The organism is Catenulispora sp. GAS73 (assembly GCF_041262085.1).
GTDB lineage: Bacteria > Actinomycetota > Actinomycetes > Streptomycetales > Catenulisporaceae > Catenulispora.
Map to the genome: position 1 here is coordinate 498,984 of NZ_JBGCCM010000002.1, position 21,310 is coordinate 520,293.

The 21,310-nt window shown below is 70.8% G+C and carries 19 protein-coding genes; 5 read left to right on the forward strand and 14 right to left on the reverse strand.

Annotated elements, in window-relative coordinates:
- The first annotated feature begins 49 nt into the window (after positions 1-49).
- Entirely contained in the window at positions 50-394 is a 345-nt protein-coding gene (locus ABH935_RS04770) for a hypothetical protein (protein ID WP_370376506.1), read from the forward strand.
- Between the two features lie 130 nt (positions 395-524).
- Here ABH935_RS04770 and ABH935_RS04775 read toward each other — a convergent pair whose 3' ends face one another.
- Complete coding sequence (locus ABH935_RS04775) at positions 525-1,304, reverse strand: hypothetical protein (protein WP_370376507.1); 780 nt, start codon at positions 1,302-1,304, stop codon at positions 525-527.
- Between the two features lie 183 nt (positions 1,305-1,487).
- Positions 1,488-2,027, reverse strand: coding sequence for a SigE family RNA polymerase sigma factor (locus tag ABH935_RS04780; protein WP_370376508.1), 540 nt, complete (start codon positions 2,025-2,027; stop codon positions 1,488-1,490).
- A 116-nt stretch (positions 2,028-2,143) separates the two neighbouring features.
- Here ABH935_RS04780 and ABH935_RS04785 point away from each other — a divergent pair, with 116 nt between their 5' ends.
- From ABH935_RS04785 to ABH935_RS04795, 3 genes are all read left to right on the forward strand, one after another.
- Positions 2,144-2,821: a response regulator gene (locus ABH935_RS04785; protein ID WP_370354237.1), complete on the forward strand. Its 678-nt coding sequence runs from the start codon at positions 2,144-2,146 to the stop codon at positions 2,819-2,821.
- Between the two features lie 120 nt (positions 2,822-2,941).
- Complete coding sequence (locus tag ABH935_RS04790) at positions 2,942-4,477, forward strand: ATP-binding protein (RefSeq protein WP_370376509.1); 1,536 nt, start codon at positions 2,942-2,944, stop codon at positions 4,475-4,477.
- Entirely contained in the window at positions 4,474-5,034 is a 561-nt protein-coding gene (locus ABH935_RS04795; protein ID WP_370376510.1) for a hypothetical protein, read from the forward strand. The genes ABH935_RS04790 and ABH935_RS04795 overlap by 4 nt, the downstream gene beginning before the upstream one ends.
- A 603-nt stretch (positions 5,035-5,637) precedes the next feature.
- Here the strand turns inward: ABH935_RS04795 and ABH935_RS04800 are convergent.
- The 9 genes from ABH935_RS04800 to ABH935_RS04840 form a co-directional block, all read right to left on the reverse strand.
- Entirely contained in the window at positions 5,638-6,354 is a 717-nt protein-coding gene (locus ABH935_RS04800; RefSeq protein ID WP_370376511.1) for a hypothetical protein, read from the reverse strand.
- A gap of 171 nt (positions 6,355-6,525) precedes the next feature.
- Positions 6,526-7,629 (reverse strand): adenosine deaminase, encoded by a 1,104-nt coding sequence (locus ABH935_RS04805; RefSeq protein ID WP_370376512.1) that lies wholly within the window; start codon positions 7,627-7,629, stop codon positions 6,526-6,528.
- Positions 7,630-7,638: 9 nt separating this feature from the next.
- Complete coding sequence (locus tag ABH935_RS04810; protein WP_370376513.1) at positions 7,639-8,928, reverse strand: thymidine phosphorylase; 1,290 nt, start codon at positions 8,926-8,928, stop codon at positions 7,639-7,641.
- A gap of 10 nt (positions 8,929-8,938) precedes the next feature.
- Positions 8,939-9,349, reverse strand: coding sequence for a cytidine deaminase (locus ABH935_RS04815; protein WP_370376514.1), 411 nt, complete (start codon positions 9,347-9,349; stop codon positions 8,939-8,941).
- 21 nt (positions 9,350-9,370) lie between these two features.
- Positions 9,371-10,675, reverse strand: coding sequence for an ABC transporter permease (locus tag ABH935_RS04820; protein WP_370376515.1), 1,305 nt, complete (start codon positions 10,673-10,675; stop codon positions 9,371-9,373).
- Between the two features lie 64 nt (positions 10,676-10,739).
- Complete coding sequence (locus tag ABH935_RS04825; protein WP_370376516.1) at positions 10,740-11,975, reverse strand: ABC transporter permease; 1,236 nt, start codon at positions 11,973-11,975, stop codon at positions 10,740-10,742.
- Entirely contained in the window at positions 11,968-13,752 is a 1,785-nt protein-coding gene (locus ABH935_RS04830) for an ABC transporter ATP-binding protein (RefSeq protein WP_370376517.1), read from the reverse strand. The genes ABH935_RS04825 and ABH935_RS04830 overlap by 8 nt, the downstream gene beginning before the upstream one ends.
- Positions 13,753-13,785: 33 nt before the next feature.
- Positions 13,786-14,934, reverse strand: a complete 1,149-nt coding sequence (locus ABH935_RS04835) for a BMP family protein (RefSeq protein WP_370376518.1) — start codon at positions 14,932-14,934, stop codon at positions 13,786-13,788.
- Positions 14,935-15,296: 362 nt separating this feature from the next.
- On the reverse strand, positions 15,297-16,538 hold the full coding sequence (locus ABH935_RS04840) for an amidohydrolase (RefSeq protein ID WP_370376519.1): 1,242 nt from the start codon (positions 16,536-16,538) through the stop codon (positions 15,297-15,299).
- Positions 16,539-16,704: 166 nt separating this feature from the next.
- Between ABH935_RS04840 and ABH935_RS04845 the strand changes: the two genes are divergently transcribed.
- Positions 16,705-17,922: a N,N-dimethylformamidase beta subunit family domain-containing protein gene (locus tag ABH935_RS04845; RefSeq protein WP_370376520.1), complete on the forward strand. Its 1,218-nt coding sequence runs from the start codon at positions 16,705-16,707 to the stop codon at positions 17,920-17,922.
- Between the two features lie 21 nt (positions 17,923-17,943).
- On the opposite strand, the gene ABH935_RS04850 is transcribed toward ABH935_RS04845, so the two are convergent.
- From ABH935_RS04850 to ABH935_RS04860, 3 genes are all read right to left on the reverse strand, one after another.
- Positions 17,944-19,398, reverse strand: a complete 1,455-nt coding sequence (locus ABH935_RS04850) for a N,N-dimethylformamidase beta subunit family domain-containing protein (protein WP_370376521.1) — start codon at positions 19,396-19,398, stop codon at positions 17,944-17,946.
- A gap of 227 nt (positions 19,399-19,625) precedes the next feature.
- Positions 19,626-20,549, reverse strand: coding sequence for a hypothetical protein (locus ABH935_RS04855; protein ID WP_370376522.1), 924 nt, complete (start codon positions 20,547-20,549; stop codon positions 19,626-19,628).
- A complete protein-coding gene (locus ABH935_RS04860) occupies positions 20,546-21,178 on the reverse strand; it encodes a SigE family RNA polymerase sigma factor (RefSeq protein WP_370376523.1) in 633 nt (210 codons plus the stop codon). Before ABH935_RS04860 ends, ABH935_RS04855 begins: the two co-directional genes overlap by 4 nt.
- Between the last annotated feature and the right edge of the window lie 132 nt (positions 21,179-21,310).

The following is a 21,310-nucleotide window of genomic DNA, read 5'->3' on the forward strand; positions in this document are numbered from 1 at the left end:
CTGGGTGCCTCGTCGTAACGGCGGGGCACCCAGTGTCGTTGGAGCGGACATGTCCAAGAACCCCCACTCTGCCGCCCGGCGCTTCGTCGGCCTCGCCGCGTTGTCCGGCCTCGCCCTGGCCGCGGCTCCGGCCGCGCACGCCGCCACCCAGAACGACGACATCACCGGCGCCGAGGCCGGCACCGCCGCGGCCATGGCCACCACCCACCAGGCCACCGCCGCGCTCGGTGCCACGCCGCTGTACCCGCTCGCGCACACCCCGCTGGACCTGCTGTCGAACAACTTCCGCGTGCCGGTGGGCGGCATGGACCTGTCGACGTTCCCGCTCACCGCGCCGTTCAAGGACGGCCTGCCGCTGCGCGAGGTGCCGGTCGTGGGCACCGTGCTGCCCTGATCTGTATGTGATCTGCTACAACCTCATTGATCGGCTGGAACCTGGCTCGCGGCACGCGAAAGGGCCGGCCCGAAGGCCGGCCCTTTCACCTCCCGCTAAAGCCGTGCTGTCACTGCCGCAGGCACTGCCCTCACTCCGAGGTCCAGTTGCCGATCGGCAGCCCGCCGTCCTGCTGAGGCGGCTGCTGCTGGCCCTGCGGCGCCGGCGGCACCGTCGGGATGGCCTGCGTCATCATCGAGTCGGCGTCGTGCTGCGGCTGCGGCTGGCCCCACTGCGGCTGCGGCGGCTGCTGCTGCGGAACCGGCTGCTGCGGCGCCTGCTGCTGGGGCGGGGGCGGACCCCACGGCTGGCCCTGCGGCGCCTGCGGCTGCGGCGGCTGCTGCCACTGCTGCTGGGGCTGCTGCTGCGGACCGGGACCCCACTGCTGCTGCGGCTGCTGGAAGCCGGCGGCCGGCTTGGCCGGCTGGTGCTGCTGGAAGTAGCCCAGCACCAGCCAGGAGCCGACACCGGCGACGGCCAGTTCGCCCAGCGAGATGAAGAACGTCGAGGTCTTGTCCCAGCCGGTCGCGGCGTTGGCGCCGAAGGCCGAGAACAGCGCGACCACGCCGAACAGGTCCGCGACCCCCAGGGTGATCAGCGAGACCAGGGTGAGGACCTTCACCTGCTTCAGGTGCGACGGCAGGTGGGCCAGCACCACGGAGCCGACCAGGGCCGCGACCACGACGACGCTCAGCAGGTTGCCGACCTCGGCCGCCGCACGGTCGGAGAAGGACGGTCCACCGCCGAGCCCGACGTTGTTCTCGCCCGGGCCGAACAGGAACGTGATCGTGTTGAACAGCGTGCTGAGCGCGCCGAAAGCGAGCAGCACAAAGGCCGCCGGTTCGCGAAGGCGCTGAGCTATCGGAGGCATGACCTCTAGCCCCTAACTGTGAGTCGGTCAGTCTTCGCCGAACAGCCTTCCACACAACCGGAGGCGCGGGAACACGAAACGTTCAGGTCATCGCGTTATCTATGGATTGACGCCGGTTTGCCTTTACCAAAGAAATACAAGACTCTGCGGTACTGCGGGTCCCAAAGGCGTGACAGGAGGTCGTCAGGCGGCCACCAGGTCGGCGTGCAGAGTCCGCACGGCGCCGTTCTCGCGCAGTTTCCTCAATGCCCGCCACAAGGTCGACTTCACCGTGCCGACCGACATCCCGAGCCGCTCGGCGATCTCGGAGTCCGTGTACGAACCGTAATAGCGCAGCGCCAGGACCTGCCGGTCGCGGTGCGGGAGCGCGGCCAGCGCGTGATGCAGGACCGTGCGCAACTCGACACGCTCCGTGTCCAGGTCCCACACGGCGGAGTCGGGCAGCTCGTCGGAGGCCGGGTACTCCTCCACGCGGTGCCGGCGCCATTGCGATATCTGGTGGTTGGACATCGTGCGCCGCACATAGGCGTGCGCCACCCGCTTGTCGGCGATGCGGTGCCACGCCCCGTACACCTTGACCAGGCCTTCCTGCAGCAGGTCCTCGGCGTCGGCGGGGTTGGCGGTGAGCTGGCAGGCCGCGCGCAGCAGCGTCGAACGGCGCGCGGCGACGTACTCCGTGAAGTCCTCGCGCGAGCCGTTTACGTGGGGAGCTTGGTCCGTCATACCCAGAAGGCTCGCCGCCGCCCTTCCGTGCTTCGTCGCCGACGTGTCACAGGCGTGCAACAGCCCCCACCTGAAGACTTCCTGAGAGCGGCCCAGGTCAAGGCAGAATGTCAGCCATGCCGTCCCTGCTCCTCGTCGAAGACGACGCCGCCATCCGCACGGCGCTCCAGCTCGCGCTGACCCGCCAGGGTCACCAGGTCGCGGTCGCGGCCAGCGGCGAGGAGGCACTGGCCACGTACAAGACCGTGCGCCCCGATCTGATCGTGCTGGACGTGATGCTGCCCGGCGTGGACGGGTTCGAGGTCTGCCGCCAGATCCGCCGCACCGAACAGCTCCCGATCATCCTGCTCACCGCCCGCAGCGACGACATCGACGTGGTCGTCGGCCTGGAGTCCGGTGCGGACGACTACGTGGTGAAGCCGGTCCAGCCCCGCGTCCTGGACGCCCGCATCCGCGCCGTCCTGCGCCGCGGCGAACGCGAGACCAGCGACATAGCGGTCTACGGAGACCTGACCGTGGACCGCTCGGCGATGACGGTGAGCAAGCGCGGCGTCGCGATCCCCCTGACCCCGACCGAGCTCAAGCTGGTGATGGAGCTGTCCCGGCACGCCGGCCAGGCCCTGTCCCGCCAGCAGCTGCTCCGCCTGGTGTGGGAGCACGACTACCTCGGCGATTCACGCCTCGTCGACGCGTGCGTCCAGCGCCTGCGCGCGAAGGTGGAGGACATCCCCGCCGAACCGACGCTGATCAAGACGGTGCGCGGCGTCGGGTACCGGCTGGACCCGCCGCGATGAGCGCGGAAGCGGCCGCGGCTGCGACACTCACTGCGACAGTGGCTGCAAGAGCGACTGCGACTGCGGACACGCAGAGCACTGGCTTGCTCACTCAGTGCCATGGCTGCTTGAGTGTGCCCCGTGCTTAGGGAGAAGCCGAAGGGCGGCAAGGTGGCCAAATCGGCCAAGGCTCCGAAGGTCCAGGAGCTGCCGCGCCGCGCCGACCGAGAGCGCCGGCGGCACAAGCGGCCGCTGCGGCTGACCGGCCTGCGGATGCGGCTGCTGGCGGCTTTCGCGGCGGTGGCGCTGATGACGTCGGTCGCGGTGACCGGGGTTTCTTATGTGCTGACGCGGCAGTCGTTGATGAACCGCGTCCTGGACACCGCGGAGCAGCAGTTCAAGGCGGCGGTCAACGGGAACGTCACGGCGCTGGAGCAGGCCTCGCCGGCCGCGCAGACCTCCTCCACCACGACCAGCCTGTATTTCCTGGCGATCACCCTGCGGCAGTCCGCCGGCGGCAACAACTGGCTCGTGAACCGGCAGGACATGACACTGGGGTCGACCGACCAGTCGATCAGCTACGACTCGATCCCGTTGAATCTGCGGACGGCGGCGCAGCGGAGCATCGCCTGGCAGCGCACCATGGTGAACGGCCAGCCGGTCCTGATCATCGGCAGCTCGGTGCAGCCCAACGGCATCGAGGTCTACGACTTCGTCAGCCTGCAACCGCAGCAGGAGGACCTGGACCGGCTCGGCCAGAACTCGGCGATCGCGGCGGCGGTGGCGATAGCCATATCGCTCGTCCTGGGCCTGTTCGCCTCGCGCGGCGTCCTGCTTCCCTTGCGGCGCCTGGGGATCGCCGCCCGGCGGCTGGGATCCGGCAAGCTCGACACCCGGGTCGAGGTGCGGGGCAACGACGAGGTCGCGGACGTGTCGCGGACCTTCAACGAGACCGCCGAGGCCCTGGAACGCTCGATCGCCGAACTGCGCTCCCTGGAGTCCTCGTCCCGGCGCTTCGTCGCCGACGTCTCGCATGAACTGCGCACGCCGCTCACCGCGATGACCGCCGTCACCGACATGCTCGAAGAAGCGACCGACGTCGGTGACGAGAGCGCGCCGGCCGCACAGCTCATCGTCACTGAAACAAGACGGCTGGCCCGACTCGTCGAAGACTTGATGGAGATCTCACGATTCGACGCCGGCACCGCGCAGCTGCGGCGCGAGGAAGCCGACCTCGTGGCGCTGGTGCGAGGTTGCCTGGACGCCCGCGGCTGGACCGGACGCGTGGCCCTGGACGTCCCGCCGAGCATGGTCGTCGCGATCGACCAGCGCCGGATCGACGTCATCGTGGCCAACATGGTCGGCAACGCGATAAAGCACGGCGGGGACGGCCCGGTGGAGCTGGCCATCGGCGTCTTCGGGCCGAACCTGGTCCTGCAGGTCCGCGACCACGGGCCCGGCATCCCGCCGGACGCCCTGGAGCACATCTTCGAGCGCTTCTACAAGGCCGACAAGGCGCGGGTCCGCTCCGAAGGCAGCGGCCTGGGACTGTCGATCGCCTTCGAGAACGCGCACATCCACGGCGGCGAGCTCACCGGCGCCAACCACCCGGGAGGCGGCGCGGTCTTCACCCTGCGCCTTCCCATCCAGCACCAGCAGTCCGGAGTCCAGCAGTGAGGCGCCTTGCCAGGGCCGCGACGGCCGCGACGGGTCTGGCACTCGTGGCGACCGGGTGCGGCGTGCAGTCCACCGGGGTCAACGTCGCTCAGGCGGAGCCCTTCAGCATGTCGGGGACGAGCAGTTCGCAGGTGCCGTCGCAGTCCGCGGCGCAGTACCAGATGGTGCTGTATTTCATCCCCGCCACGAACGGCCTGCCGAGACAGTCGGTCCGGTACGTCACGAAGCCCATAACCGGCGTGGGCGACCTTCTTGAGCAGCTCAAGAGCCCCGACGACCCGACCCTGGTCACCTGGGTCCCGCAAGACCTCCAGCTGATCCCCACCTCGAACGCCCACCAGTACGCCGTGCAGAGCGAGGACAAACTCAACTCCGCCGCCCAGGAGCAGCTGGCGTGCACATTCTCCTACTACTGGCGTCAGCACCCCGATCCCGGTGCCGAGCCCTCCATCTCGTTCATTCTTCCCGGCAGCATCTCCGGCACCACGTGGAACGACTGCACGTATCTGCTCGGGCCCGCCGCGAAGGCGAGCGCCACCGCCCCCAGCGGCAACTGACGACGCGCGACGGCCGCGCGACCCCCACTGCGGGGATCGGCGCGGCCGCCGGAAAGATCAACTATCTGAACCGGCTGTTCCGCCGGGTTGGGTCCGTGCCCTGATCGCACGGGTGGCATCCGGGCCGACGGTCTTCACTGTCGGCCGGCCCGGGTTCGGGGTCGAGAAAGGCTTTGTCCGCGCGGGGTTTTCCGCGGCGGTGGTGCGGCGGTGGTGCGGGCCCGGCGGCCGGCTGGTCGCGACCCGGGGTGGGGTTCGCGCCCGCAGCGGCCGGGCTGGTTTCGGGGGCGGTTTGGCTGGCCGGTTTGGCTGGCCGTTTGGCTGGCCGGTTTGGCTGGCCGTTTGGCTGGCCGGTTTGGCTGGCCGGTTTGGCTGGCCGGTTGGCTGGCCGTTTGGCTGGCCGGTTTGGCTGGCCGGTTTCGCCTGTCGTGGGCCGGGTCTCGGGCGGAGTCGCGGCGGGCGGGTGTCGCCAGGGTCCTGATTCGCCCTGGCGACCGCTCGCCGCTGTCCGCTCGCCGCCTGCCCGCTGTCTTCCGACCGCCAGCGGGTGCCCGCCGAGCGAGTCGGGAGGCGGCCCGGCCTCAGCCGGGCCTCAACCGGGACTCAGCCGCCGAGGTTCGACAGCCCGCCGGCCAGGCCGGACAGCCCGCCCAGCGGCGAGCCGCCGCCGGTGAGGCCGCCGACCACCGGCAGGCTGCCGCCGGGGCCCGCGAGCTGGCCGGCGATCGGCAGGCCGTGCAGCGCGTTGGTGACGTTGTCCAGCGGGCCGGCCTTGGCCGCCGCGGCCTGGGCCGGCGGGAGCTGGGTCGGGGCCTGGGCGGGCGCCTGCGGCATCGGGGCGGCGGCCGGCGCGGCGGCCGGGGCCGGGCCCTGAGCCGGTGCGGCCGGGGCCGGGGCGGTGGTCGCGGCGTCGCCGTGGATCGCGTGCGTGGTGCGCATCGCGTGCTGCGGGACGTACGCCGCGCGCTGCGGCTCGGTCACCCGGCTGCGGGTCACCGGGAGCTCACCGAGGTCCGCGTAGCCCAGGCCCGGGAGCGCGTCCGAGGCCGGCGAGGCGTCGTCCGCGATCCCCGGCAGGTCGCTCAGCACCGGCAGGCCGGACAGCGGGATCCCGGCGATGGTGCCGTGGTTGTGCGCCACGGCCCCGAAGAGCGCGGGCACGGCGTTGGTGGACACGGGCAGCCCGCCGCCGGCGAGCCCCGGCACGCCGGACGCGGCGCTGGCCTGGCCGGCCATGGCCGCCGCCCCGACGGCAGCCAGGCCGACGGTGCCGGCGGCGACGCTCAGACCGCGGAGCGCGCTGGGGGTGACCTTCGACATCGGTGATACCTCGCGGATTGCATAGGGGACCGCGATCGCGGTGTGCGATGCGGCGAATACGCAAGGTACAGACAACGGTCGGGCGGATCCAACACCTCGTCCGCCGAAAAGGTGAGTTCACCGACCTCATAACAGAACGCCTAGGCCGGTTTCCCCACCCGCTGGCGGATCTTAGGCAGGGGGCGGGGAAACCTCTGCGCGCAGCTGCTCATAGGTCGGCTTCACATACCCGTTGATCAGCTCCAACCGCTGGTCAAAGGGCAGAAACGCGGACTTCAGAGCGTTTATCGTAAACCACTGCATGTCCTCCAGCTCGTAGCCGAAGGCCTTGTGCAGTTCGCTGAACTCACGCGTCATCGAGGTCGAACTCATCAGCCGGTTGTCGGTGTTCACCGTCACCCGAAAGTGCAGTTCTCGAAGCAACCCGATCGGGTGCGATTCGTAGGAGCGCGCGGCCCCGGTCTGCAGGTTCGAGGTCGGGCACATCTCCAGCGGAATCCGCTTGTCCCGCACGTACGCCGCGAGCCGCCCGAGCGTCACCTTGCCGTCGGCGTCCACCAGGATGTCGTCCATGATGGCGTTGCCGTGCCCCAGCCGGTCCGCGCCGCACCACTGCAGCGCCTCCCAGATCGACGGCAGCCCGAAGGCCTCGCCGGCGTGGATCGTGAAGTGGAAGTTCTCCCGCCGCAGGTACTCGAAGGCGTCCAGGTGCCGGGTGGGCGGATACCCGGCCTCGGCCCCGGCGATGTCGAACCCTGACACACCCCGGTCCCGGTGCCGCACCGCCAGCTCGGCGATCTCCGAGGAGCGCGCGGCGTGCCGCATCGCGGTCAGCAGCGTGCCGACCCGGATCCGGTTCCCGGCAGCCGCGGCGCGCCGCTCCCCCTCCCGGAACCCGGCGTCCACGGCCTCGACGACCTCGTCGAGACTGAGCCCGGCCTCCAGATGCTGCTCTGGCGCGTACCGCGACTCGGCGTAGACCACCCCGTCGGCCGCCAGATCCTCGGCGCACTCGGCGGCCACCCGGAACAGCGCGTCGGCGTGCTGCATCACCCCGACCGTGTGCTCGAACGTCTCCAGATACCGCGGCAGCGACCCGGAGTCCGCCGCCTCGGCGAACCACCGGCCGAGCCCCTCGGCGGTGCCGTCGTACTCCGGCAGGTTGGTGTAGCCGTACTGGTCGGCCAGTTCGATGACCGTCTGCGGGCGCAGACCACCGTCGAGGTGGTCGTGGAGCAGGGCCTTCGGAGCCCTGCGGATCAGCTCTTCATCCATGGACAGACATTACTGGTTCGAAGCGGCGACTCGGTCCAAAACAAGCGGCGACCGCGTGAACTCCGTCCCCGGAGCAGCGAAATCACAAGCGCCCGCCAGGCTTTCCAGCGCGGTGTCGAAGGTCTCGGGAGTGTCGGTGTGCAGCGTGAACAGCGGCTGTCCCGCCTTCACCGCGTCGCCGGGCACCACGTGCCACTGCACGCCGGCGCCGGCCTGGACGGCGTCCTCCTTGCGGGCGCGGCCCGCGCCCAGGCGCCAGGCTGCCACGCCGACCTTGAAGGAGTCCATGCCGACCAGGACGCCGTCGGCGTCGGCGGTGACCACGTGGGTCTCCTTCGCCACCGGCATGTCGGCGTCGGGGTCGCCGCCCTGGGCGCGGATCATGCGCTTCCAGGAGTCCAGGGCCGAGCCGTCGTCGAGCAAGTCCTGCGGGTCGACGCTGTCGAGTCCGGCCGCGGCCAGCATCTCGCGGGCCAGCGCCAGTGTCAGTTCCCTGACGTCGGACGGGCCGCCGCCGGAGAGCACCTCGACCGACTCGCGGACTTCCAGGGCGTTGCCCGCGGTGCGGCCCAGCGGGTTGTCCATCGCGGTGATCAGCGCGGTGGTCGCGACGCCGTGGTCGGTGCCGAGCGCCACCATGGTCTCGGCCAGTTCGCGGGCGTTCGCGAAGTCCTTCATGAACGCGCCGCTGCCGCACTTCACGTCCAGCACCAGGGCGCTGGTGCCCTCCGCGATCTTCTTGGACATGATCGAGGACGCGATCAGCGGGATCGACTCGACGGTCCCGGTGACGTCGCGCAGCGCGTACAGCTTCCGGTCGGCCGGGGCCAGGCCGTCGCCGGCCGCGCAGACCACCGCGCCGGCGTCGGCCAGCACCGCCAGCATCTCGGCGTTCGACAGGGACGCCCGCCAGCCGGGGATCGACTCCAGCTTGTCCAGCGTGCCGCCGGTGTGCCCCAGGCCCCGGCCGGACAGCTGCGGGACCGCCGCGCCGCACGCTGCCACCAGCGGGGCCAGTGGCAGCGTGATCTTGTCGCCGACGCCGCCGGTGGAGTGCTTGTCCACGGTCGGCCGGGTGAGCGCGGAGAAGTCCATGCGCTCGCCGGAGGAGATCATCGCCTGCGTCCAGCGCGCGATCTCGCGCCGGTTCATCCCGTTGAGCAGGATCGCCATCGCCAGCGCGGACATCTGCTCGTCGGCCACCCGGCCGTCGGTGTAGGCGGCGAGGATCCAGTCGATCTGCTCGTCGGTGAGCTCCGCGCGGTCGCGCTTGGCGCGGATGACGGTGATGGCGTCCATGAGCTGGTCCCTAGCTGTGATTGCCGAGATTGCTGAGATTGTCCGGGCCGAAAGCGCGGGGCAGGAGCTCCGCCATCGTGGTCGGAGCGGCGTCAGGGCCCAGATCCACCCGCAGCGCCTCGCCGCCGAACTCGAAGAGCAGCTGGCGGCAGCGGCCGCAGGGCATCAGGGCCGCGCCCGCGCCGTCGACGCAGGCGAAGGCGACCAGCCGGCCGCCGCCGGAGGCGTGCAGCGCGGACACCAGCCCGCACTCGGCGCACAGCGTCAGGCCGTACGAGGCGTTCTCCACGTTGCAGCCGCTGACGATCCGGCCGTCGTCGACCAGAGCCGCCGCGCCCACCGGGAACTTCGAGTACGGCACGTACGCGTGCGCCATCGCCTCTCGCGCCGCGGTGCGCAGGGCGGCCCAGTCGATCTCCATGGTGATCAGGTTAGCTCTCGCCTAGCCCTTGACGTACGGCTTGCCGTCGGCCGCGGGAGCCCGCACCCGGCCGATCAGACCGGCCACCGCGAACAGCGTCGCCACGTACGGCAGCGTGGTCAGCAGGTCCGAGGGGATCGGCAGCTGCAGCGACGAGGTCTGGCTGGCCAGCGCGTCGGTGAAGCCGAACAGCGCCGCCGCGGCCAGCGCCCCGAACGGCGACCAGCGTCCGAAGATCACCGCGGCCAGCGCGATGAAGCCCTTGCCGTTGGTCATCGACTCGGTGAAGTTGCCGACGTTGCCGACCAGCCACGCCCCGCCCAGCCCGGCCAGCGCGCCGCCGAGCGCCACGTTGCGGTAGCGCAGACGCAGCACCTTGATACCGACGGTGTCGGCGGCGGCCGGGTGCTCGCCGACCGCCCGGGTCCGCAGGCCCCACCGGGTGTGGAACAGGCCCACGTGCACCGCCACCACCAGGAACACCGTGACGTAGACGATCAGCGGCTGGTCGAACAGCACCGGGCCGACGACCCACAGCGAGGCCAGGCCCGGGATCCGGACCGAGGTGAACGGCGTCAGGTTGTTGTACGAGTTCTGGTTCGTCTGCATCAGCGACTTGAACAGGAACCCGGTGACACCCAGCGCCAGCAGGTTCAGCACCACGCCGAGCACGACCTGCTCGATCAGGTACCGGATGGCCAGCACCGCGAGCAGCAGGCCCATCAGCGCACCGGACAGCACCCCGGCGAGCACGCCGATCCACAGGCTGTGCGCGGCTGTGCCGACCAGCGCGGTCATGAAGCCGCCGAACAGCAGCTGCCCCTCGATCGCCACGTTGACCACGCCGGAGCGCTCGCCGATCACGCCGCCGAGCGCGCCGAGCACCAGCGGCACCGCCGCGATCACCATCGAGTCCAGCACGGACGGGATGACCAGCCGCTCGCCGCCCTTGGGGTCCGCGGCGCTCCAGGCCATGAACGCGAAGGTGAAGCAGAACAGGACCACCGAGGTCCCGGCGAGGCGCCAGCGCCGCGGCAGCTGCACGGCCAGCCGCGCCGCCCCGATCGCGATGACGATCACGGCCAGCGCCACGATCACCGGCCGCGCCGGGAACACCCAGTCCGGGACGTGCGTGCCCTGCTTGGAGACCAGGGTGAGGCCGAAGGTCGTGCTGCCGCCGTGCGCGGTGCGGGTACCCAGGCCGAAGCCGAACAGCGTGACCAGGCCCATGAGGATCTGCGTGACGCCGGCGGGATACCGCCGGGCGTCCGCCTCGGTGCCGCCGGCCACCACGGCCGGTGCCGGGGCGATCGTCGCTACGGCCATCAGGAGCCCTCCACCTTCGAGGCCCCCTGGGCCGATTCGGGAACGTACGTCGACAGAGCGCGCATCACACCGCCTCCGCCGCGGAGTCGACGGCCGTGGCCGGCGCGACCGACGGGGCGGCGCCGGTGCCGTCGCGACGGACCTCGCGCAGCCGGAAGATCTCCTTCACCAGCATGGGAGCGGCGACGAAGACCACGATCACGGCCTGCACCACGGTGCCCACGTCGTGCGGGATGGTCGGCGTCGTCGCGGCCTCCATGGCCACGCCGCCCGCGGTCAGCGCGCCGAACAGCAGCGCCGCCAGCGCCACGCCGACTGGCTTGCCGCGGCCCAGCAGCGCCACCGTGATGCCGGTGAAGCCGAAGCCGTTGTCCAGGGAGTTGGTCATCGCGTGCGAGGCCGACAGCGTGCCGCTGATCTGGGTCACCCCCACCAGCCCCATCAGGGCGCCGGCCAGCAGCATCGCGTAGACCTGGTTGCGCGACACCGCGATGCCCGCGGTGCGCGCGGCGTCCGGGTTCGAGCCCAGGGCGCGCAGCCGGAAACCGAGCGTGGAGCGGGTCATCAGCCACCAGACCAGCAGCACGGCCAGGATCGCCAGCACGGTCGAGAGGTTCAACTCGGGGCTGCTGCCGGAGATCGCGGGCAGCAGCGCGGAGTTCTTGACCGGCTTGCTGATCGCGTCCTGGCGGCTCGGGTCGTGGAACGCCTTGGTCTTGATCACCCAGGCCAGCACGCCGAGGGCGATGTTGTTCAGCATGATCGAGCTGATCACCTCGTGCGCGCCGAACCGGGCCTTGAGCAGCCCGGTCAGGCCGCCGACGAGGGCGCCGCCGACGATGCCGGCGACGATCACCAGCAGGACGGTCAGCGGCATCGGGGCCGAGACGGTGAAGCCGACCCAGGTGGCGAAGATCGCGCCGACGATCAGCTGGCTCTGGCCTCCGATGTTGAACAGCCCGGCGCGGAACGGCAGCGCGACCGCCAGGCCCGCGAAGACCAGCGGGGTGGCCTCGACGATCGTGTTCTCGATCGGCCGCAGCGCCTGCTTGGCGTGCGGGTCGTAGACCGCGCCGTGGAACATCGCGGTGTAGCCGCTGGCGACCTTGTGCCAGGAGTCAGTCAGCGCGTCGCTCCAGTTCTTACTGAAGATGTAGCCCCACTCGGACAGCAGGTGCTGGTCGGACAGGATCATCAGGATCCCGCCGATCACCACCGACAGCACGAAGGCCAGCACGGTCACGGTGACGGTGTTCGCCGAGCCGATGGCGGCGAGTGTGCGCTTCAGCCGGTCACTCATCGGCGGTCTCACTGCTCTCTTCGGCGGCCTCAGTCTTCGCGGCCTCAGTCTTCGCGACTTCAGTCTTCGCGGCCGCGGTTTGCTCGGCGGGCTCGGCTTCGGCGGGCTCGGCTTCGGCAGTCGGCTCGGTCTCGGCGGCGGTCGGCTCGGCTTCCTCGGTCGCTGCGTTCTCGGCTGCGGCTTCCGCGGTCGCGGGCTCGTCGGCCACGTCGTCCAACGGTTCCCGGGCTGCCGGAACCGCGTCGACCGCCGGCACCGCCGCCGTCGCGTCGTCCTCCGCCGACCCGCCGGCCATCAGCAGGCCCAGCTCCTCGTTCGTGGTGTCCGGCGGCACGATCCCGACGATCCGGCCCCGGTACATCACCGCGATCCGGTCCGCCAGCGCGGTGATCTCGTCCAGCTCGGTGGACACGATCAGCACCGCCTTGCCTGCGTCGCGCTGCTCGACGATCCGCTTGTGGATGAACTCCATCGCGCCGACGTCGACGCCACGGGTCGGCTGCGAGGCGATCAGCAGGCTGGGGTCGCGCTGCAGCGCGCGGGCCACGACCACCTTCTGCTGGTTGCCGCCGGACAGCGCGCCGGCCGGGGTCCGCTCGGACTCGGCGCGGATGTCGAACTCGGCCAGCCGCTCGGCGCCGTTCTTCTCGATCGCCTCCAGGTCCAGCCGGACCAGGCCGCCGAAGGGCTCGCTGTCGTACTGGTCCAGCACCAGGTTCTCGGCGATGGAGAAGTCCGGGACCAGGCCGTCGTGCTGCCGGTCCTCCGGGACGTGCCCGAGGCCCTGGCGCAGCACCGAACGCGGCGAGGCGCCGACCAGCTGCCGGCCGAACAGCTCGGCGGAGCCGGTCGCGGCGCGCAGGCCGGTGATCGCCTCGACGAGCTCGGTCTGGCCGTTGCCCTGGACGCCGGCGACGCCGAGGATCTCCCCGGCGTGCAGGTCGAAGGAGACGTCGTCGACGGCCAGGAAGCCGCGGTCGTCCAGCACGTTCAGGTTCTGCACGCTCAGCGCGACCTCGCCGGCCTCGCGCGGCTCCTTCTCCACGACCAGCCGCACGTCGCGGCCGACCATGAGCGAGGCCAGCTCGCGCGCCGTGGCCGTGGGCTCAGCGCTGCCGACCACCGCACCGCGCCGGATCACCGTGATCCGGTCGGCGATCGCCCGGACCTCGTTGAGCTTGTGGGTGATGAAGACGACGGACTTGCCGGCCGCCTTCAGCCCCCGCATGACCGTGAACAGCTCCTCGGTCTCCTGCGGGGTGAGCACCGCGGTGGGCTCGTCGAGGATCAGCACCTCGGCGTCCCGCATCAGGGCCTTGACGATCTCGACCCGCTGCTGCACCCCCACCGGCAGGTCCTCGACCAGCGCGTCGGGGTCCACCGGCAGGCCGAAGCGCGCCGAGACCTCCAACACGTCGGCCTTGGCCTTGCGGCGGTCCAGCCAGCCGAGGACACCGCCACGGGCCTCCTCGTGGCCGAGCATCAGGTTGTCGGCGACGGTGAACACCGGGACCAGCATGAAGTGCTGGTGCACCATGCCGATCCCGGCGGCGATCGCGTCACCGGGCGACGTGAACTCGCGCGTCTCCCCATCCACCACGATCTGTCCGGAATCCGGGGTCAGCAGACCGTAGAGGATGTTCATCAGGGTCGACTTTCCGGCCCCGTTCTCGCCCAGCAGGCAGTGGATCTCACCGGGTTCGACGGTCAGGTCGATGGCGGAGTTCGCCGCCACCGACCCGAACGTCTTGGTGATGCCACGGAGTTCCAGTCGCATCGATGTTGATCGCTTCTCGAAAGGGGGTGTCGCTTACTTCGGCTGGGACGGCGACTTGATCTTGATCGCGCCGCTGGTGATCTGCGACTTCAGGTTCGTGATCTCGGTCTGCAGGTCGGACGGGATCGAGGTGCCCAGCTGCTGGCCGTAGACCAGGTCGGTGCCGCCGCTGGACAGGTCCAGGATGTCCTGCGTGCCGCCCTTGAAGTTGCCGGCCGCGGCGTCCTCGACGGTCTTCTTCACCGCGTTCTCGATGCCCTTGGTCACCGAGGCCAGGAACACCGAGCAGTCCTCGTTGTCCGAGACGCAGCCGTCGGTGTCGACCCAGATGACCTTCGCCTTGCCACCCTTGGCCGAGGCGGTCGCACCGCGCCCGGCGCCGCCGGCGACCGGGAAGATGATGTCGGCGCCCTGGTTGATGAAGCCGTCGGTGATGGACTTGCCCTTGTTGGTGTCCGTGAAGGAGTTCGAGAAGGTGCCGCTGCTGGGGTTGGTCTCGTCCCAGCCCAGAACCTTGACGCTCTTGCTCTTGGCCGTGTTGTAGTACTGGACGCCTTCCCAGAAGCCGTCCATGTAGATGGTCACCGGCGGGATGTTCAGGCCGCCCCAGGTGGCCACCACACCGGACTTGGACGACGCGGCAGCCAGGTAGCCGGCCAGGAAGCCGCCCTGCGCGGTGTTGAACTCCATGCCGTGCACGTTCGGCACCGGCTTGTTGGTCTTGCTGTCCGCCGAGCCGTTGTCGACGATCGCGAAGTTCTGGCCGGGCTTGGCCGCGGCCTGGCTGTCGGTCGCGTCGGCCATCAGGCCGCCGACGGTGACGATCAGGTTGCAGTTCTGCGCCTCAAGGCTGGTGATGTTCGTGACGTAGTCGTTCTCGGTGGCCGACTGCACGTACTTGACCTTGGCCTTGCCGTCGGACTGGGCGTCCTGCATGCCCTTCCAGGCCGAGGCGTTGAACGAGCGGTCGTCGATGCCGCCGGTGTCGGTCACCATGCACGCCTGGAAGTTGGCGTTCGAGGTGGAGCCGCCGGACGACGACGTGGACGAGGACGACCCCGAGGTCGAGGTCGAGGACCCGGTCGAGCTCGACGAAGCGGTCGACTTCGAGCCGCAGCCCGCGGCGGCCAGGGCCACCACGGCGGCGGTGGCGGCGATCCTGGTCATGTTGGTGGTGCGCACGGCTCCCCCTCCAGAAGTTTTCGAAAACACAGCCACGATGTGGACGACGGTAGACAGACTAAGCAGGGCGTACCTATTGGTCAGTCAGTTCAGCGCTTGCGGGGCCACATCGCAATACACCTGTGATCCCGGAACGTGCGAACTTTTTGGCATGATCGCACGACGCCGCCGGGGGATTACGGGGCGCACGCACCAAGGACCGACGAAGCGTCGGGAAAAGGGCATAAACCACAAAGAGGTAGTCTCCGCCGCGTCATCGTGGTGCCGGCGGGGCGTTTTCCGGCTACTTGGGCGTTGAGGTCCCGTTAAGTCCGCGTCGTGCGGAGTTCGCCTGACGGTCGGCGCGGCCCGGCGGTCGGCGGTCAGCTGATCCAGTCGCACAGCGCGGCGGTGGCGAGCATCCGGACCCCGGCCGCGATCGCGCCCTCGTCGGCCAGGAACGTCCCCTGATGCAGATCGCGCACGGCCTTGTCGCCGGGGGTGCGCACGCCGAGCCGGGCCATCGCGCCGGGCACCCGCTGCAGGTACCAGGCGAAGTCCTCGCCGCCGAGCGACTGCGGGGTGCTGCGGACCGCCTCGCCGCCCAGGGCCCGGGAGGCCGCGGTGCGCAGCAGCGCCACCGACTCGGCCTCGTTCACCACCGGCGGCACGCCCTGCACGTAGTCCAGGGTGTGCTTGACGCCGAACTTCGCGGCGATCGCGTCGATGAGCTCGTGCACCACGTCCGGGGCCTGGTTCCAGGCGTCCTGGTCCAGGGTGCGGATGGTGCCGCGGGCCGAGCCGTGGCCGGGGATGGCGTTCGGCGCGCTGCCGGCCGAGATCTGGCCCCAGACCAGCGACAGGCCGGCCCGCGGGTCGATGCGCCGGGACAGCGCCGCCGGCACCTCGGCCACGATCGAGGCCAGCGCGTAGACCAGGTCGGCGGTCAGGTGCGGCCGGGAGGTGTGGCCGCCGGGGCCGTCCAGGGTGAGCGAGACCAGGTCGCAGGCCGCGGTCAGCGCGCCGGTGCGCAGGCCCACCTGGCCGGCGTCCAGCTTCGGGTCGCAGTGCACGGACAGGATCTTGCTGACCCCGTAGAGCGCACCGTCGGCCACCATGTCCAGCGCCCCGCCGGGCATGACCTCCTCGGCGGGCTGGAAGATCAGCCGCACCGGCCGCGCCAGCCGGCCCTCGCGGGCCAGTTCGGCCAGGGTCAGCCCGGCGCCGAGCACCACGGCGGCGTGCACGTCGTGGCCGCAGGCGTGCATCACCCCGGGGACCCGCGAGCGGAAGTCGAGCTCGTTGTCCTCCTCGATCGGCAGCGCGTCGATGTCGGCCCGGAAGGCCAGGAACGGCAGCTTCTCGGCGCCGGCCGGCACGATGTCGCAGACCAGCCCGGTCCCCACCCCGCGCACCCGCGGGGCGAGCCCGGCCCGCTCCAGCCGCGCGGCGATGGCCGCGGTGGTACGGAATTCGGCACGGCTCAGCTCGGGGTTGGCGTGCAGGTCTCGACGGAAAAGGACCAGCTCGGGCACGAGGTGTCCCGCGACGTCGAGGACGTGCGTGTACTGATCCGATGCCGGAGCCGAGTCGCTGGCGACCGGCACTTCGTGAGCCTGGTCCATTGCCCAAGGGTAGGCCCCGGGCACCGGACTGTGGGGCCAGTCGGTCAAATGATGCGCTGATCGGGTGAAGAAGATCGCGACTTTCTGACCCGATAGGAGGATTGCGCCATGGCCCACATGGGTAGGAACGCCTTTCCCCGACCTGGTCATGTCAGGGTGACGGATTGTGAAGACCCGCAGGCCCGCCCGACTCCCGAACCCCAGACTCCCCCTGCCGGGAGGAACCCGCCGCGCCATCCAGGCCTACGCCTCGGCCCCCAGCGCCCCGGCCGGCGGCACGATGGAGTTCCGCGTCTCGGTGCCCAGCGGCGCCGCCTGCTCGGTCGCCGTACGGCGGATCGGGACGGCGGTGCCGACGCCCGCGGTGCGCTTCGTCGGGGAGGACCAGGACGGGGCGGTGGTGGCTTGGGTGCGGGTGGCGGGGGCGGGGGGTGGCCTTCACGAGGGTGGCCTTCACGAGGGCGATGGCTTCAGCGGCGGGCGGGGTTCGGCGCGGGGCGAGGCGGCGGCTGGTACGGCCGGCGGCGGATTCGGTGGCGAGCGCGGCGCGGGCCGCGGCAGCACCTCTGACGGCGGAGCCGGTTCGGCTCTCAGCGATGGCAGGCAGGCCGGCGATGATTTCGGCGGCGGGCGCAGTGCAGCGCGGGGCGAGGCCGCGGCTGATGTGGTCGGCAGCGGATTCGATGGCGGGCCAAGTTCGGCTCGTGGCGGTGGCGAGCAAGCTGGCGGTGATATCGGCGGCCCTCATCCGCCCGGCGCCCCGCAGGTCGGCGCAGGCCCGGCCGCCGCAGACCTGCCCGGCGACGTCGGCGTGCCCCTCACCTGGTGCGACTGGGAGCCCTCGCTCCTGCTCGACATCCCCGAGTCCTGGCCGCCGGGCCTGTACGTCGCGCGCTTCACCGTGGACGCGCCGCTCCTGTCGGTCGTGGCGATGCGCGGCCGGAGCGCCTATGTGCCCTTCGTCGTGCGCGGGCCGCTGGCCGCGGGGTTCCCGACGCTCGTGGTCCTCCCGTTCGCCGCGTACACCGCCGCGAATCCGTGGCCGATCGCGGATGTGCGGCGGGCCCGGGCGCTGTCGTTCGACCGCCCCTTCGCGGGCAACGGGCTGCCCGCCGGGTTCGGCGCCGACGCCGCGTTCGTCGAGCCGCTGGCCGCCACCGACTTCGCGACCAGCCTGGATCTGCACGCCGGCCTCGTCGACCCCGGCGCCTATCGCAAGGTCCTGTTGCGCGCCGATCTGTGGTCGGCCCGGATGCGCGCCGCCGTCGCCAGGGCGGCGCTGTCCGGCACGGATGTCGGCGGCCTCGAAGGCGTCCCGCCGCCCTCCGTCGACTTCGCGCCCGGGCCCGACGGTCGCGCCGACAGGATCCTGATTCGATACTGAACAGCAGCCGTGCGCGGGCCGTCAGCCCAGCATGCGCTCCAGCAGGTTCGCCGTCGCACGCTGGATCCGCGAGTCCGCGATCCCGTGCGCGGACAGGCCTTTCGCCCAGTGGAACGTCCCGCCGTCGAAGACCAGCCCCCCGGCCGGTGTCCGGTGCAGCACCGTGTGCTGGATCCGCGGCTGCCCCTGGCCGGTGTACGGCGACGCGGCCAGGATCTCGACGCCGTCAGGGCTCTGAATCCACGGCTGCACCTGGTCGCACTCCCCCCACAGCAGCTCGGGGATCTGCTCGCCGTTCCGGACCCCCGTCCCGTCCCAGAACCAGTGCGCGGCGTTGTCCACGACCAGCGGAGCCGTGCCCTTCAGCGTCGACACGTACTGCGCACCGAGCACCGCCTGCTCCGGACGCCCGGCCTGCCGCCACTGCGCGGTCCGCTCGTTCGCCGTGGCCGCGCCGGGGTCGGGCCGGTTCTTGTAGCAGACGACGGTCCGGCCGCCGTCCTCCAGCCGGATCCGCCAGTACACGTTGTTCGCGGCCAGGAACGCGACGTTCGCCCCGTTCGCCAACGCCTTGTCGAGCGCGTCGCGCATCGGCGCCGACCAGTACTCGTCGTGCCCGGGGAAGATCAGGGCCTTGTAACGCGTCGGGTCCACGGTCCCGTCGTGCAGGTCGGCGCTGTCGGCGTAGCCGACGCTCTTGCCGTGCGCGTCGGCCCACGTCTCGACCCACTTGGCGAACGACGTGTCCAGGTCGAAGTTCGCCGGCAGCCCGGTGACGTGGTACGGCCGCTCGAAGCTGACCTTCGTCGCGGCCTTGCCCTCGGTGTAGATCTTGCCGTCTTCCCAGGCGTAGTACAGGCTCGCGCCGGTCTTCTTGTCCTTGGGGTACTCGTTGTACGCCTGGTAGGTCGGGAACGGCAGCCCCACGAGGATATCGTGGCTCCCCGCGTCGTCACGCACCACGAAAGGCACGCAGGTCTGTAGCCCGTCGTCGGTGCGGAGCTTCGCGACGTGGATCCCGCTGCGCCAGCCGGCCGGCACGTCGAGGTGCCAGGTCGGGGTCCAGTCGCAGGTGATGGTGCGGGTGGTGAGGTCGAGCGAGGACCAGGGCTGGGGCGCACCGTCGAGCGCCTCGGTCTTCAGGACGCTGACATCCTCGGCGCCGACCCGGAACACCTCGACGGTGAAGCGCTGCGGAGGGTTCACCGACACCATGAAGTCGATGCCGGTGCCGCGGTTCACGCTGGTGGCCGAGGCGTAGGCGCGGATGCGGCCCTCGACGTCGCTGCTGGCGCAGGTGCCGCCGGATTTGGGCGACCAGACGGGCTCCCCGGCGGCGCTGACGTGCTCGGCGGGGGCGATGTCGCGGGCCGGCGGGAGCGGGTGCCGGGGATCGTACGGCTTGGCCCGGAACATGCCGGTGACCTCGCGCTTGGCCTTCGCCGCGACACGTCGGCCGTACTTGCCGATCCCCATGTTGACACCCATTGACGCCGCCGATCGCTGGTGGAGCTGGCGCGGAACGCGCTTATCTGTGTCTGTGCAAGATCCGTGTCTGTGCAAGATCTGTGTTTATACCGGATCCGTGTGCGCAGATCTGCGACCATGGTAGTCGCGGTCTCAGGTCAGTCGAGTTGGCCTGAGACCGCTCCGCGCATGTCGGTCGGGGCGTCCGGCGCGGCGGCGCTTCCGCCGGGCGTCGGTCAGCCGAACTGGACGTGGTCCACGACGTGACCGGTGGCGTCGTAGGTCGTGTAGTACTTCATGGCCTGCTGGTCCTGGTCGCTGAGCGCCGGCAGCAGGACCACGTAGTAGCCGTCGTTCTCCCCCGGGACCGGGACGATCGACTGCGGGGCGGTGGTGAGGTCGCCGATAGTGAGGGACGCCGAGGCCACCTTCGCCGAGTCGACGCGGCCGATGAACGACCACAGCGCGAGACCGCTGGAATGCGAGACCATGCCGGACGACAGCGGCCCGCGCTGGGACTCGACGTCGCCGCCGCACTGGCCGCCGGAGTCGAAGTCCGGCTGCGATCCGGGCGGGTTGCTGCCCCACTGCAAACCGGTGTAGTCGCAGGTGGCGGTGCCGGCCTTGCCCTTCTCGGAGATCGGCAGGTGGCTGCCGAGGCCCAACATCATGGACTGGCTCTTGGAGACGACGAACAGGTCGCGCACCAGGCGCCACTGCTTGCCGTCGATGGTGCCGCTGGCGACGACGGTGACGAGGTCGTTGGGGTTCGGGGCGCCGATGCTCCGGGTCAGTTGGGGGAGGATGATCGACGTGCTGGGGCTCTGGGTCGGGGTTTTGGTGACGGCCGGAGCCGAGGATTCGGCCTGACCGGGGCCGGTGCTGTTGGTGTTGGCTGCCGACTTCAACGTCCCAGGCCCGGCTCCCGCCCCGCCACCGCCGGCGAAGATCGTCACCGCGGCGACCGGCAGCACGGCGAGCGCCGCCACTCCCGAGACCGCGGTGAGGCGGCGCCTAGTGCGCAACGCCGCGCCGCCCCTCATCACCGCGCCGACCGGGGTGGCGCCGATGTCGAGGTCGGCGACCTCGGCGCCGAAGGCGTCGTGCAGGTCGGCGTACGGACTGTCGTGCCTGTGTTCGTACTCTGACTGGTCACTCATTCCGGTTCCTTCCTTCCGGATTCCTCCACGGTGGAGTCGCGATGGAAGTCACGATGGAAGTCGCGATCGACCAGCACGGCGCTGGCCCGCAGCCGGGCGAGCGCCTTCGAGGCCTGACTCTTGACGGTCCCGACCGAGCACCCCATGACCGAGGCGACGTCGCGCTCCGAGAGGTCCTCCCAGTACCGCAGCACCACGACCGCCCGCTGCCGCGCGGGCAGCTCGGCCAACGCCGCCATCAGCGCGGACCGCTGCGCGATCGGCTCATGCGGCACATGCGAGCGCCCGTCAACCGGCACGGCCACCAGATGCTCGGCGACCCGCCGCTTCCGAAAGCGTCCCGAATTCGCGTTGACCAGCACCCGCCGCACGTACGCGTCAACGTCATCAGCCCGCCGCACCCGCCGCCACGACGCGTAGACCCGAGTCAGAGCGGTCTGAGCCAAGTCCTCAGCCAGAAACCGATCCCCGCTCAACAAAAAAGCCGTCCGCACCAACACCGGCCACCGAGCCGCCATGTACGCCTGGAACTCGCCATCAAGGTCGGCATCAGCCTCCACCACGCCGCCCACCCCCACGTCCCCAGCGCCGCCATCGGCACCAGCCCCCGCGATCGCACTCCGCCGCATCGCGACCCCCTTCCGCCCTACCTAGAGCACGAGGCGCGCGGGCGGGGTTGCCCGAGGGTAGCGGAAGGCCAGGCGGGGTGAGGGTGACGGGAAATACACGTTCGGGTGGCACTCGTCCGGAATGCTGGACTT